The organism is Streptomyces sp. NPDC002566, assembly GCF_042889585.1.
In the GTDB taxonomy this organism is placed as follows: Bacteria; Actinomycetota; Actinomycetes; order Streptomycetales; family Streptomycetaceae; genus Streptomyces.
The window spans coordinates 142597-155074 of record NZ_JBIARD010000004.1 but is presented as its reverse complement, the minus strand read 5'-3'; the positions used below and the strand labels follow the sequence as shown (position 1 = coordinate 155074).

14 protein-coding genes are annotated in these 12478 nt (G+C 71.5%); 7 read left to right on the top strand and 7 right to left on the bottom strand.

The genetic code is table 11. The annotated features are described in order from the left end of the window. Positions 1 to 37 precede the first annotated feature (37 nt). A complete protein-coding gene (locus ACFYXA_RS17905; protein ID WP_389035052.1) occupies positions 38 to 1174 on the top strand; it encodes a family 2 encapsulin nanocompartment cargo protein polyprenyl transferase in 1137 nt (378 codons plus the stop codon). A gap of 350 nt (positions 1175 to 1524) precedes the next feature. Here the strand turns inward: ACFYXA_RS17905 and ACFYXA_RS17900 are convergent, their stop codons facing one another. Beyond that, entirely contained in the window at positions 1525 to 2274 is a 750-nt protein-coding gene (locus ACFYXA_RS17900; RefSeq protein ID WP_389033711.1) for a VOC family protein, read from the bottom strand. Between the two features lie 150 nt (positions 2275 to 2424). Next, complete coding sequence (gene sodN / locus ACFYXA_RS17895) at positions 2425 to 2820, bottom strand: superoxide dismutase, Ni (protein WP_351095090.1); 396 nt, start codon at positions 2818 to 2820, stop codon at positions 2425 to 2427. A 144-nt stretch (positions 2821 to 2964) separates the two neighbouring features. Between sodN and sodX the strand changes: the two genes are divergently transcribed. After that, positions 2965 to 3399, top strand: coding sequence for a nickel-type superoxide dismutase maturation protease (sodX, locus tag ACFYXA_RS17890; protein ID WP_352250358.1), 435 nt, complete (start codon positions 2965 to 2967; stop codon positions 3397 to 3399). Here the strand turns inward: sodX and ACFYXA_RS17885 are convergent. Then, the gene (locus tag ACFYXA_RS17885) at positions 3303 to 3932 is read right to left on the bottom strand and encodes a CGNR zinc finger domain-containing protein (RefSeq protein ID WP_352250356.1); all 630 of its coding nucleotides are present in this window, start codon (positions 3930 to 3932) and stop codon (positions 3303 to 3305) included. The two genes, sodX and ACFYXA_RS17885, sit on opposite strands and share 97 nt — an antisense overlap. A gap of 98 nt (positions 3933 to 4030) precedes the next feature. On the opposite strand from ACFYXA_RS17885, the gene ACFYXA_RS17880 reads away from it, so the two are divergent. After that, entirely contained in the window at positions 4031 to 4789 is a 759-nt protein-coding gene (locus ACFYXA_RS17880; protein WP_389033705.1) for a class I SAM-dependent methyltransferase, read from the top strand. Between the two features lie 63 nt (positions 4790 to 4852). Here ACFYXA_RS17880 and ACFYXA_RS17875 read toward each other — a convergent pair whose 3' ends face one another. The 3 genes from ACFYXA_RS17875 to ACFYXA_RS17865 are packed head-to-tail and all read right to left on the bottom strand — an operon-like array spanning position 4853 to position 7568. After that, positions 4853 to 5614, bottom strand: coding sequence for an amino acid ABC transporter ATP-binding protein (locus ACFYXA_RS17875; RefSeq protein ID WP_130443626.1), 762 nt, complete (start codon positions 5612 to 5614; stop codon positions 4853 to 4855). After that, complete coding sequence (locus ACFYXA_RS17870) at positions 5611 to 6570, bottom strand: amino acid ABC transporter permease (protein WP_352250352.1); 960 nt, start codon at positions 6568 to 6570, stop codon at positions 5611 to 5613. Before ACFYXA_RS17870 ends, ACFYXA_RS17875 begins: the two co-directional genes overlap by 4 nt. Before the next feature lie 29 nt (positions 6571 to 6599). After that, complete coding sequence (locus ACFYXA_RS17865; RefSeq protein WP_352250350.1) at positions 6600 to 7568, bottom strand: ABC transporter substrate-binding protein; 969 nt, start codon at positions 7566 to 7568, stop codon at positions 6600 to 6602. Positions 7569 to 8218: 650 nt separating this feature from the next. On the opposite strand from ACFYXA_RS17865, the gene ACFYXA_RS17860 reads away from it, so the two are divergent. The 4 genes from ACFYXA_RS17860 (at position 8219) to ACFYXA_RS17845 (ending at position 11410) form a co-directional block, all read left to right on the top strand. Beyond that, a complete protein-coding gene (locus ACFYXA_RS17860; protein ID WP_351095101.1) occupies positions 8219 to 9451 on the top strand; it encodes an NADP-dependent malic enzyme in 1233 nt (410 codons plus the stop codon). 141 nt (positions 9452 to 9592) lie between these two features. Then, complete coding sequence (locus ACFYXA_RS17855; RefSeq protein WP_130443618.1) at positions 9593 to 10558, top strand: zinc-binding dehydrogenase; 966 nt, start codon at positions 9593 to 9595, stop codon at positions 10556 to 10558. A gap of 70 nt (positions 10559 to 10628) precedes the next feature. After that, positions 10629 to 10838: a helix-turn-helix domain-containing protein gene (locus ACFYXA_RS17850; protein WP_351095105.1), complete on the top strand. Its 210-nt coding sequence runs from the start codon at positions 10629 to 10631 to the stop codon at positions 10836 to 10838. Then, entirely contained in the window at positions 10838 to 11410 is a 573-nt protein-coding gene (locus ACFYXA_RS17845) for a Clp protease N-terminal domain-containing protein (RefSeq protein ID WP_389033696.1), read from the top strand. Before ACFYXA_RS17850 ends, ACFYXA_RS17845 begins: the two co-directional genes overlap by 1 nt. Positions 11411 to 11442: 32 nt before the next feature. Here ACFYXA_RS17845 and ACFYXA_RS17840 read toward each other — a convergent pair whose 3' ends face one another. Beyond that, a complete protein-coding gene (locus ACFYXA_RS17840; protein WP_389033693.1) occupies positions 11443 to 12477 on the bottom strand; it encodes a helix-turn-helix transcriptional regulator in 1035 nt (344 codons plus the stop codon). Between the last annotated feature and the right edge of the window lies 1 nt (position 12478).

Below are 12478 nucleotides of genomic sequence, written 5' to 3'. Positions count from 1 at the left end.
CGTCCGCGGACCCTGCGAGGGGGACCTCATGACCGAAGTGACGGAGACCAGGCCCCATCCGGGCGGGGCACGGCAGCGGCGTTCCTCCGCCGCGAGCCGGCCGGGCGGCGGCCCACCGGGCGTGCCCGGCGCCGCACCGGCGGCCGCCGCCGAGGGGCAGGAGGCGGCGGCGATCCTGGAGGACGCGCGGGCCGTCGTCGACCCCGCCCTGCGCACGGCACTGGAATCGCTGCCCGGCTCGATGCGCCGTATCGGGCTCTACCACTTCGGCTGGGAGCACGCCGACGGCACTCCGGCCGCGGGCAACGCCGGCAAGGCGATCCGTCCCGCGCTGGTCCTCGCCGCGGCCGCCGCGCTCGGCGGCCCGGCGGCCCGTGCGGCGGCCGTCCGCGCGGCCGCCGCGGTGGAACTGGTCCACAACTTCACGCTGCTGCACGACGACGTGATGGACCGGGACGCCACCCGCCGGCACCGCCCCACCGCCTGGACCGTGTTCGGCGACGCCGACGCGATCCTCGGCGGGGACGCCCTCCAGGCGCTCGCCCTCGGCATGCTCGCCGAGGACCGGCACCCGGCGTCACCGGCGGCCGCCGCCCGCCTCGCGGCCTGCGTGGTCGAACTGTGCGCCGGGCAGCAGGCGGACACGGCGCTGGAGAAGCGGCACCCCACCGAGGTCACCCTCGACGAGGTGCTCGTCATGGCCGAGGCGAAGACGGGCGCGCTGCTCGGCTGCGCCTGCGCGATGGGCGCGCTGTACGCGGGGGCGTCCGGGGAGGACGTCGAGGCGCTGGACTCGTTCGGCCGGCAGGCCGGGCTCGCCTTCCAGCTCATCGACGACGTGATCGGCCTGTGGGGCGACCCCGGGCGCACCGGCAAGCCGGCCGGCGCGGACCTGGCCGCCCGCAAGAAGTCCCTGCCCGTGGTCGCCGCGCTCACCTCGGGCACCCCGGCGGCCGCGGAACTGGCCGAGCTGTACGCGAGGCCGTACGACCCGGCGGACCTGGAGCGCACCACGCGGGCCGTGGAGCGGGCCGGCGGGCGCGAGTGGGCGCAGGAGCAGGCGGCCGACCGGATGGCCCGGGCGATGTCCGAGCTGGCCCGGGCGGTCCCGGAACCGGAGTCCGCGACGGGCCTGCTGTCCCTGGCGGAGTTCGTCACCCGGCGCAGCACCTGACGGCGGGAGCGGTGCCCGCCGACACCTACTCACGCCGGCGGGAACCGTCCTACTCTGAGGACATGGACAGGGAAAACCACGTCTGTCCCGACTGCGGGCAGGCCGTAGACACCGTCGTCCGGCGTCACAAGACGCTGGGCGCCTGGGTCCCGCGATGGGTAGCGGGTCCGTGCCGCAACCCCGGCTGCGCGTCGTACGAAGAGGGAGGCGTCGAACTGCACGGTCACCCCGAGAACACTCACCCCACCTCCGAACCGGACCCGGCCGACACTCCAACGGCCCCCACGACCTGACCCGATATCCGTCACGTCCGACCACCGCCGGGCTCGCGTACACGCGGGGCCCGGCCCTCACGTCTGGGGGTCGCGGGCGGTCAGGCAGTACAGCCCGCCCGCCGGGTCGCGCAGCACCGTCCAGTGCGGGTGGACGGCGACGAGGGTCGCGCCGAGCGCCTCGTGACGGGCGCGCACGGCGTCGATCCCGCCGCCGCACGCCAGGTCGAGGTGCGCGGACACGTCCCGCTCCTCGCCGAGCCGCTGGAGCAGGATCCTGATCGGCAGGCCCGCGGGCGGGGCGACCACATGGAAGCCGGGCAGCGAGCCCGGCCGGGACGTCCAGCCCTGGTCGGCCAGGAGGCCGCTCCAGAAGGCGACTTCGGTGTCGTAGGCGGACGGCGGGACGTCGACGCAGACCTGGTCCAGCCGGCTGCCGGCCACCGCGGGCGGCCGCGCGGACTCCCCGTGCCAGGGCACCGCGCAGAACAACTGCCCGGCGGGCGACCGCAGTACGGACCACCCGTCGTGCGCCGCGACGGTCTCCGCGCCCGACGCGCACGCCGCTTCCACGAACGCGGGCACGTCCTCCGCGCAGAAGTCGAGATGCGCCCCGCCGTCACCGCCGGTGACGCCCTGCGCCTTCACACATGCGTCGGCGCCCTCCGGGAGCAACGTGACGAACTCGCCGTCCTCGCCGCGCGGCGGGGACACCCGCGTATCCGTGACGGCGGCCCAGAAGGCACACGCCCGCTCGAAACCCCCGGCGGGCCGGTCGACGAAGGCGTACGTCCAGCGGACGAGGGCGGCGGGAGCGAGTGAACTCATCCGCCGATCGTAGATCGGCACGTGAGCGGCCCCACACGACCGCACCCGGACCGCGAAGGACGCCGGATCGGCGCCCCGCGGACCGGGTGCGGTCACGAAGACTCTGCGACGACAGCGGTCGGGCGCAGGTCGAACGGCGTGATCGTCAGATCAGGCCTTCTTGGTCTCCCAGAAGATGCGGTCGATCTCGGCGATCAGCTCCAGGGCCTTCTCGCCGGTCTTCGGGTCCGTGGAGGCCTTGGCGGCCGACAGGGCCTTCAGGGTCTCGTTGACCAGCTCGTGCAGCTGGGGGTACTTCTCGAAGTGCGGGGGCTTGAAGTAGTCGCTCCACAGCACGGAGACGTGGTGCTTCGCGAGCTCGGCGCGCTGCTCCTTGATGACGGTGGCACGCGCCTGGAAGTGCGGGTCGTCGTTGGCGGCCATCTTCTCCTGCACGGCCTTCACCGACTCCGCCTCGATGCGGGCCTGGGCCGGGTCGTACACGCCGCAGGGCAGGTCGCAGTGGGCGCTGACCTTCACCTTGGGGGCAAACAGGCGGGAAAGCATGGAGCGTTCCTTCCTCGTGATCGTCTTCTCAGGTGGGACATTACTCCTCGCCGGACAGGTTTTCGCGAGTGCCCCCTAGGGCTTGGGACAAAAGTAGGAGGCGGGACCGAGACTGGTGGGGGAACAACCAGGGGAGGTGCCGGGATGCCGGAGCTGTCGCGTGAGACCGAGCGCACGAGGGCGGCCGCGCCCTTCGGGCTGGCGGAGGTGACCGGCCCGTCGATGGTGCCCACGCTCCGCCACGGCGACCAGCTGCTGGTGCGGTACGGGGCCAGGGTGAGGGCCGGTGACGTCGTCGTGCTGAGGCATCCCTTCCAGCAGGACCTGCTGGTCGTCAAGCGGGCCGTCGAGCGCCGCGCGGGCGGGTGGTGGGTGCTCGGGGACAACGCCTACGCCGGCGGCGACAGCACCGACTACGGCGCCGTGCCCGACGAGCTGATCCTGGGCAGGGTGCGGTTCCGCTACCGGCCGCTCGGGCCGGATCAGCGCTCGCCGCTGGCGCTGGTGCGCTGGGCGCTCTCCGCGGCCAGGCCGGTGCCGGCCGGCCGGTCGGCCTCCAGGCGCTTGCGGGCGCGGTAGGCGGCCACGTTGGCGCGGGTGGCGCAGCGGTCGGAGCAGTAGCGCCGCGAGCGGTTGGTCGAGGTGTCGAGGTAGGCGTTGCGGCAGGGCGCGGCCTCGCACAGGCCGAGCCGGTCGACGCCGTACTCGGTCAGGTGGAAGGCCAGGCCCATCGCGGCGATGGCGGCGTAGCCGGCGGTCGCGTTGGAGGGGTGGTCGGCGAGGTGCATGTGCCACAGCGGGCGGTCGTCCTCGTCCCGGGTGTCGTGCCCGGAGATCTGGGGGCTGACCGGGAACTCCAGCAGCAGCGAGTTGAGCAGGTCGACCGCGAGGGTCTCGTCGCCGGCGTCGGCCGCCTCGAACACCGCGCGCAGCCGTCCCCGTACCGCGCGGAAACGGGTCACGTCCGCGTCGGTGGCCCGGCGGGCCGCCGACCCGTTGGCGCCGAACAGGTCCCGGACGGCCTGGACCGAGGTCAGCGAGTCCTTGCCCTGCGCCGGCGCCTCGCTGTTGACGAGACGGACGGCGTAGTCCGAGTAATGGGCCAGTTCCACTTGTAGTCCTTACGGGAGGGCTCTATGGTCGTGGTGCGGTCAGGTAACGACTGATCGTGCTTTCAGGGTATTACGTGTCGACCGACGAGGGGGCTCTCATGGCCATGGACACCGGGACCGACTGGCAGCGCTGGCAGCAGAGCTGGGACCGGCAGCAGGAGTGGTACATGCCGGACCGGGAGGACCGCTTCCGCGTCATGCTCGACATGGTGGAGGCGCTCGTCGGAACCGCCCCGCGCGTCCTGGACCTCGCCTGCGGCACCGGCACAGTCACCGCCCGGCTGCTTGCCCGCTTCCCCGACGCCACCAGCACCGGCGTCGACCTCGACCCGGCCCTGCTCACCATCGCCGAGGGCACCTTCGCCGGCGACGACCGCGTCGGCCTCGTCACCGCCGACCTCAAGGACCCGCACTGGACGGCGAAGCTGCCGTACGACTCCTACGACGCCGTGCTGACCGCCACGGCCCTGCACTGGCTGCACAGCGAACCCCTCGCGGAGCTCTACGGCCGGATCGCGGGACTCGTCCGCGACGGCGGCGTCTTCATGAACGCGGACCACATGATCGACGACACCACGCCTCGCATCAACGCCGCCGAACGGGCCCTGCGGCACGCCCACATGGACCGGGCCAAGGAGGCCGGCGCCGTCGACTGGGCCCAGTGGTGGCAGCTCGCCGCCGCCGACCCCGTCCTCGCCGGACCCACCGCCCGCCGCTTCGAGATCTACGGCGAGCACGCCGACGGCGACATGCCCTCCGCCGCCTGGCACGCGCGCGTACTGCGCGAGAAGGGCTTCGCCGAGGCCCGGCCGGTGTGGTGCTCGCCGTCGGACACCCTGCTGCTCGCCCTCAAGTAGGACCCCGCACACGCGAAGGGGGCGGTACGAAGGATCTCGTACCGCCCCCTCACCCGGGTCGGGTCACAGCACCTTGGACAGGAACGCCTTCGTCCGCTCGTGCTGCGGGTCCGTCAGGACGTCGCGCGGGTTGCCGGACTCGACGACCACGCCGCCGTCCATGAACACCAGGCTGTCGCCGACCTCGCGGGCGAAGCCCATCTCGTGGGTGACGACGACCATCGTCATCCCGGACTCGGCGAGGTCGCGCATGACGTCGAGGACGTCACCGACCAGCTCCGGGTCGAGGGCCGAGGTCGGCTCGTCGAACAGCATCAGCTTCGGGTCCATCGCCAGCGCGCGGGCGATGGCCACCCGCTGCTGCTGGCCGCCGGAGAGCTGCGAGGGGTAGTTCCCGGCCTTGTCGGCCAGACCCACCCGGTCCAGGAGCTGCGTCGCGCGCTCCTTGGCCTGGGCCCTGCTCGTGCCCTTGACCTGGACCGGCGCCTCCATCACGTTCTCCACCGCCGTCATGTGCGGGAAGAGGTTGAACCGCTGGAACACCATGCCGATGTCCCGGCGCTGCAGCGCGACCTCGCTGTCCTTGAGCTCGTGGAGCTTGTCGCCCTTCTGCCGGTAGCCGACCAGGTTCCCGTCGACGTACAGACGGCCGGCGTTGATCTTCTCCAGGTGGTTGATGCACCTCAGGAAGGTCGACTTGCCGGAACCGGACGGGCCGATCAGGCAGAACACCTCGCCGGACTGGACCTCCAGGTCGATGCCCTTGAGGACCTCGACCGCGCCGAAGGACTTGTGGACGCCCTCGGCCTTCACCATCGCGGTCATGCCACGCTCCTCGATCCGAACAGGTTCGCCTTGATCTTCTGGAAGACCGTCGGCGGCAGGCTCCGGCTGGAACCCCGCGCGTAGTAGCGCTCCAGGTAGTACTGGAAGACGCTGAACACGCTGGTCATGACCAGGTACCAGATCGACGCGACGAAGAGCATCTCCATCACGGCGTACGACTGGGAACCGATCACCGAGGTCGAGCGCAGCAGTTCGTTGTAGGTCACCGCGTACACCAGCGCCGAGGTCTTCAGCATGTTGATGAACTCGTTGCCGGTGGGCGGCACGATCACCCGCATGGCCTGCGGGATCACGATCCGGCGCAGCGTCTTGCCGTGGCTCATGCCGAGCGCGTGAGCCGCCTCCGTCTGCCCCTCGTCGACGGCCAGCAGGCCGGCGCGGCAGATCTCGGCCATGTACGCGGCCTCGTTCAGGCCGAGGCCCAGCAGGGCGCACATGAACGGCGTCATGACGTCCGTCATCTCGTCCTTGTAGATCGGACCGAGGTTCAGGATCGGGAAGATCAGCGCCAGGTTGAACCACATCAGCAACTGGACGTAGACCGGGGTGCCGCGGAAGAACCAGATGTACAGCCAGGCCACGCTGTTGGTGACCGGGTTCTTCGACAGCCGCATCACGGCCAGCAGCACGCCCAGCGCCACGCCGAGCACCATGGACAGGAGGCTGATCAGCAGCGTCCGGCCGGCGCCCGCGATCACGGTCGAGTCGAACAGCTTGTCGGACACCGACTGCCAGCGGATGTCGCCGTGCGCGAAGGCGTTGACCAGCAGCGCGAGGAGTGCGAGAACGACGACGGCGCTGACCCAGCGGCCGTAGTGGCGCACGGGTACGGCCTTGATGGCCTCCGGCGGGCCGGCGAACGCCGAGTCCTTCGTCACCGGAGGCTGGTCGGCCGGCGGTGCGCCCGCGGCGGACTTGTCGAGCTTGTCAGTCATGGGGACTGCCCTTCAGTGGTGCTGGGGTCTTACTTGCCGCCGTTGATCTGGGCGGCCTTGATCGCGCCGCTCTGGGCGCCCCACTTCTCCAGCACCTTCTGGTACGAACCGTCCTTGATGATCCCGTCGACGGCCTCCTTGAGGGCGTCGCGCAGCTGGGTGTTCTGCTTGTCGACGACGATGCCGAAGGGGCCGGCGTCGTACTGCTCGCCGATGACCTCGAAGGCGTTGCCGCCGTCGGCCTTGCGGGCCATGTCCACGGCGACCGGGTAGTCGTTGACGCCGGCCACGGCGCCGCCCGACTTCACGCGGGTCTGGGCCTCGGTGTCGTTCTCGAACGACTCGATCGTGATGGCCTTCTTGCCGCCGTCCGTGCACTTCTTGGACTGCGTCTTCAGGGCCTCCTCGTAGGTGGTGCCCCGCTGCACGGCCGCCGTCTGGCCGCAGAGGTCCTCGATGGACTTGATGCCCTTCGGGTTCCCCTTCTTGACGTAGACGGCGGTGCCGGCGGTGAAGTAGTCGACGAAGTCGACGCCCTCGCCCAGCTTCTTGCCCTTGTCGTCCAGGCCCTCCTGGCGCTGCTTGTTGTCGGTGATCGACGACATGGCGATGTCGTAGCGGCCGGTGTTGACCGCGGTGATCAGACCGTCGAAGGAGCCCGAGGTGAACTTGAACTCGACACCGAGCTGCTTGCTGAGCGCGGCGGCGATGTCGGGGTCGACGCCCACGATCTTGCCGCCCTCGACGTACTCCATCGGCGCGTACTCGGCGTTGGTGCCGACCTTGATGACGCCCGCGTCCTGGATCTTCTTCGGCAGCTTGGCGAAGAGGGGCGCCGTGCTGGCCTTGCCCGAAGCGTCTACGTCGCCGCTGCCGCTGCCGCCGGCGGTCTGGTCACCGCAGGCGGTGAGCAGCAGGGCGCCCGCGACCGCGAGGGAACCGACCGCGGCTAGCCGGGTGCGCGCGGCGGTGGTAGGGCGGATGGAACGTGCGGACATGGTGAGTGCCTCCGGCGGATGGAATGGAGATGCCGATGGGTCGACGAGAACACACACCTTCGGGTGTCGCGACCTCGTGTGATTACCGCATCTTGCCATTCGGACTGCGCCATTCGAGGGGGCGGCTATGTCAAAATCGGATAACGGGCGACCCCCGAACCGCATCAGTCCGGTACATCACGGCCGCGCTGGGCCGCACCTTCTCCTGGAATCTATTCCTCCGGCCGAAAGATCTTCGGTTCATCTCACGATGCGGTCGTCGGAGATACGGCGTGTACGCCGACTTGAGTGCGTGTCAAGAGTTTGTCCGGTCCTCGCCCTCGGGTTTCGGCATGAGAGCCATGTCACTGAGATGATCACCGAGGGCCCGCCGGAGCGGTCGGCGGCGTGCGGTTGTCGCTGTGACGTGCGAGGGCTGTGGGACTCCTGCAAGATGCGGCATGTGACCTTGCACGGATTGGACTCGTCCTGGGGCGCATCCGTCCGGTAAGAAGGTTCTTCACACCCCTCATCCGGGGCTCAGGGCGCGTGTGCGGCGCGCCCGACGCGCAGGCCCGTACGTATCACCGCCTGGGACCTGTGCGATGCCCGCCCACTTCTCAACCAGGAGTGGCCACCCTCATCCATGAACACCTAAGGGGTAAGACACAGTGGCAGCGGAGATCGTCAATCCTCGCAGCGAAAGCGAAGCGGACAATACGGCCACGGAGGGCGGTGCGGAGCCCCTCGACTCGTTCGATCCGGCGTTCGCGCTGCACCGCGGCGGCAAGATGGCCGTGCAGGCCACCGTCCCGGTTCGCGACAAGGACGACCTGTCCCTCGCCTACACTCCCGGCGTCGCTCGCGTGTGCACCGCGATCGCGGAACAGCCGGAGCTGGTGAACGACTACACCTGGAAGTCGTCCGTCGTGGCCGTCGTCACCGACGGCACGGCGGTCCTTGGGCTCGGTGACATCGGGCCCGAGGCGTCTCTTCCGGTGATGGAGGGCAAGGCGATCCTCTTCAAGCAGTTCGGCGGTGTCGACGCGGTCCCGATCGCGCTCGCCTGCACGGACGTCGACGAGATCGTCGAGACCGTGGTGCGCCTCGCGCCCTCGTTCGGCGGCGTCAACCTGGAGGACATCTCGGCGCCGCGGTGCTTCGAGGTGGAGCGCCGGCTTCAGGAGGCGCTGGACATCCCGGTCTTCCACGACGACCAGCACGGTACGGCGGTCGTGACGCTGGCGGCGCTGCGCAATGCGGCGCGGCTGAGCGGGCGGGCCATCGCCGACCTCAGGGCCGTCATCTCGGGCGCCGGCGCGGCCGGTGTCGCCATCGCCAAGATGCTGGTCGAGGCCGGCATCGGGGACGTCGCGGTCGCCGACCGCAAGGGCGTCGTCTCGGCGGACCGGGAGGACCTGACCGACGTCAAGCGCCAGCTGGCCGGGTTCACCAACAAGGCGGGGCTGACCGGCTCGCTGGAGGACGCGCTCGCGGGCGCCGACGTCTTCATCGGCGTCTCCGGCGGCACGGTCGCCGAGGAGGCGGTGGCCTCGATGGCCGAGGGCGCGTTCGTCTTCGCCATGGCCAACCCCAACCCCGAGGTGCACCCCGAGGTCGCCCACAAGTACGCGGCGGTCGTCGCGACCGGGCGGTCGGACTTCCCGAACCAGATCAACAACGTGCTGGCGTTCCCGGGCATCTTCGCGGGCGCGCTGCAGGTGCGGGCGTCCAGGATCACCGAGGGCATGAAGATCGCCGCCGCCGAGGCGCTCGCCGGCGTCGTCGGCGACGACCTCGCCGCGGACTACGTGATCCCGTCGCCGTTCGACGAGCGGGTCGCCCCCGCCGTGACCGCGGCGGTCGCCGCGGCCGCGCGGGCGGAGGGCGTGGCCCGTCGCTGACGCGGCTTCCACGGACGGCCCCGCCCGCATGGGCGGGGCCGTCCGGCTGTGTGCGCCCCTCCCTCGGCGAGTTGGCAAGAGGGCATGTCTCACAGCGGCGTCCGGTTTCGCCCGCCGGGCGCGGACCCTATCGTCGGCTGCATGTTCGCCGTCTACGCCGCTCGCATCGATCGTGACCAGCCGCTGAACGGACTGGAGTCGGGGGAGCGCCCCGCCCCCGAGCGCCGGCCCGGCTGGAGCACCGTCAACGTCCGCGCCGCCTCCCTCAACCACCACGACCTGTGGTCCCTGCGCGGGGTGGGCCTCGCCGAGGACAAACTGCCGATGATCCTCGGGTGCGACGCCGCCGGCGTCGACGAGGACGGCAACGAGGTCGTCCTGCACTCCGTGATCGGGCAGACCGGGCACGGCGTCGGACCCGACGAGCCCCGCTCCATCCTCACCGAGCGCTACCAGGGCACCTTCGCCGAGCAGGTCGCGGTGCCGACCTGGAACGTCCTGCCCAAGCCGAAGGGGCTCTCCTTCGAGGAGGCCGCCTGTCTGCCCACGGCCTGGCTGACGGCCTATCGCATGCTCTTCACCAACGCCGGCGTACGGCCCGGTGACTCCGTGCTCGTTCAGGGGGCCGGCGGCGGGGTCGCCACGGCCGCCATCGTGCTCGGCCGGGCCGCCGGGCTGCGCGTCTTCGCGACCAGCCGGGACGAGGCCAAGCGCAAGCGTGCGCTGGAGCTGGGCGCCGTCGAGGCGCTGGAGCCGGGCGCACGGCTGCCGCAGCGGGTGGACGCCGTCATCGAGACCGTCGGCGCGGCCACCTGGTCCCACTCGGTGAAGTCCCTGCGGCCCGGCGGCACGCTCGTGATCTCGGGCGCGACGAGCGGGGACCGGCCCTCGCACGCCGAGCTGACCCGGATCTTCTTCCTGGAACTCAAGGTCGTCGGCTCCACGATGGGCACCAAGGAGGAACTGGAGGACCTGCTCGCCTTCTGCGCCGCGACCGGCGTCCGCCCCGTCATCGACGAGGTCCTTCCCCTCGACCGAGCCCGCGAGGGCTTCGAACGCCTCGCGTCCGGCGACCTGTTCGGGAAGGTCGTCCTCACACACTCCTGACTGACGCTGAAGCACCCCTTGTGTGTCAACCACGGTTGACACACCTCTCGTGTCAACGTAAGTTGACGGCATGACCGAAGCAACGGATCTCGCCGCACGCGCCGGCGACCGCGATCCCCGGGTCGGACTGCGCGCCGTCGCCGCCCTGCGCAGGCTGCTGGAGCAGCTGGAGGCGGTGCAGGTGCGCAGCGCCCGCGACCAGGGCTGGTCGTGGCAGGAGATCGCGGCGGAACTCGGCATCAGCAGGCAAGCCGTCCACAAGAAGCACGGGAGGCAGTGATGTTCGAACGGTTCACGAAGGACGCCCGGGACGTCGTACGGGACGCCGTCGAGCAGTGCCAGGACTCGGGCGTGCGGACGGTGGGCGCCGAGCATCTGCTGCTCGCCCTGCTGGACCGGACGGCGAGCCGGGGATCGTTCGCACTGACCGCTCTGGGGCTGACGGAGGAGCGTCGGAGGTCCGTACGGCTGGCGCTGGAGGAGGCACGGCGCAGGGCGGGCCTCTCCCGGGCCGACGCCGACGCCCTCGCCGGCCTCGGCATCGACGTCGCGGAGATCGTCTCCCGGGTGGAGGAGACCCACGGCGTCGGAGCGATGGCCGGTGGGCGCCGGGGCGGTTCAGGCGCCGGCCGGAGCGGGCGTCCCCGCTTCGGCCGCGACGGCAAGGACGTCCTGGAGCAGTCCCTGCGCATCGCCCTGGCCCACCGCGACCGGCACATCGGCGACGAGCACCTCCTGCTCGCCCTCACCGCCCGCCCCGGCCCGCCCGCCGAGACCCTCGCCGACCACGGCGTCACCCACGCGGCCCTGACCCGGGTCCTCTACGGCGGGAACCAGGCCCAGGCGGGCTGAACGAACCGCCGCCGTCTCCCGGCCCCCGGTGCTCAGGGCTTCGGGATCCTGAGAGCGGCGCCGATGTGGGCCGCCGCCGCTGACAGGTGGCGGCGGGCCAGCCGGAGCTGGTCGGGGGTCACGCCGTTGTCACGCGCCGCGTCGCGGATGTCGTCGCGGAAGCGGTCCAGCAGGCGCTCCAGGTCGCGGGCCGGGTCGCCGCCGGCCTCCTCGTGAGCCCAGGCCGGCTCGTACTCGGCCGGGAAGTCCTCCGGCGTCTGCGAGTACGCCGGAGGCGCGGTCGCGGTCTCCTTGCCGGCGCGGCCGAAGCCGAAGTCGCGCCCGAACTCCCTGCCGTAGTCCTTGCCGAACTCGCCGAACTCCTTGGCCAGTTCGGTCAGGCCCTCCCGCACGCCCGTCGGCCAGTCGCCCCGGGCGAAGTGGCTCTGGACCTGCTCCTGGACGCGCCGCGCTATGCGCTGCACCTCCTCCTGGGCCTGGGCGCGGGCCTTGTCCTGGGCCTCCTTGGCCTGCCGTTGGGCCCGCTGGGCCTCCTCGCGGGCCCGGCGGCTCTCGTCCTTGGCACGGCGGGCCTGCTCCTTCCACTCCTGCTTGGCCCGGCGCATCTCCTCCTTGGCGGCCCGCCACGACTCGTTGTCGCCCGGGTACGCGTGCGCGTCCCCGCCGGCCGTCGGGTCGCGCCGGGCCTCGGTGGCCGCCGCCCGCATCTCGCGCCGCAGATCGCCCGCGGCGCCGCGCACATCAGCACGGATCTCCGCGGCGAGCTCCGCGACGGACTCGCGGATCTCCAGCTCCAGGTCGGCCAGCTCACCGCTGCGGTCGGCCAGCTCGGCCCGCCCGGCGTCGGTGATGGCGTACACCTTGCGGCCGCCCTCGGTGGTGTGGGTGACCAGGCCCTCGGCCTCCAGCTTGGCCAGCCGGGGGTAGACGGTGCCCGCCGACGGCGCGTACAGCCCCTGGAAGCGCTCCTCCAGGAGGCGGATCACCTCGTAGCCGTGGCGCGGGGCCTCGTCCAGAAGCTTCAGCAGGTAGAGGCGGAGGCGGCCGTGGGCGAAGACGGGGGGCATG

What these genes read in the sequence shown, in the direction of transcription:
- ACFYXA_RS17900 (WP_389033711.1), bottom strand. Translation starts at nt 2,274, where the DNA reads ATGAGTTCACTCGCTCCCGCCGCCCTCGTCCGCTGGACGTACGCCTTC.
- sodN (WP_351095090.1), bottom strand. Translation starts at nt 2,820, where the DNA reads ATGCTTTCCCGCCTGTTTGCCCCCAAGGTGAAGGTCAGCGCCCACTGC.
- sodX (WP_352250358.1), top strand. Translation starts at nt 2,965, where the DNA reads ATGCCGGAGCTGTCGCGTGAGACCGAGCGCACGAGGGCGGCCGCGCCC.
- ACFYXA_RS17880 (WP_389033705.1), top strand. Translation starts at nt 4,031, where the DNA reads ATGGCCATGGACACCGGGACCGACTGGCAGCGCTGGCAGCAGAGCTGG.
- ACFYXA_RS17875 (WP_130443626.1), bottom strand. Translation starts at nt 5,614, where the DNA reads ATGACCGCGATGGTGAAGGCCGAGGGCGTCCACAAGTCCTTCGGCGCG.
- ACFYXA_RS17870 (WP_352250352.1), bottom strand. Translation starts at nt 6,570, where the DNA reads ATGACTGACAAGCTCGACAAGTCCGCCGCGGGCGCACCGCCGGCCGAC.
- ACFYXA_RS17865 (WP_352250350.1), bottom strand. Translation starts at nt 7,568, where the DNA reads ATGTCCGCACGTTCCATCCGCCCTACCACCGCCGCGCGCACCCGGCTA.
- ACFYXA_RS17855 (WP_130443618.1), top strand. Translation starts at nt 9,593, where the DNA reads ATGTTCGCCGTCTACGCCGCTCGCATCGATCGTGACCAGCCGCTGAAC.
- ACFYXA_RS17850 (WP_351095105.1), top strand. Translation starts at nt 10,629, where the DNA reads ATGACCGAAGCAACGGATCTCGCCGCACGCGCCGGCGACCGCGATCCC.
- ACFYXA_RS17845 (WP_389033696.1), top strand. Translation starts at nt 10,838, where the DNA reads ATGTTCGAACGGTTCACGAAGGACGCCCGGGACGTCGTACGGGACGCC.
- ACFYXA_RS17840 (WP_389033693.1), bottom strand. Translation starts at nt 12,477, where the DNA reads ATGCCCCCCGTCTTCGCCCACGGCCGCCTCCGCCTCTACCTGCTGAAG.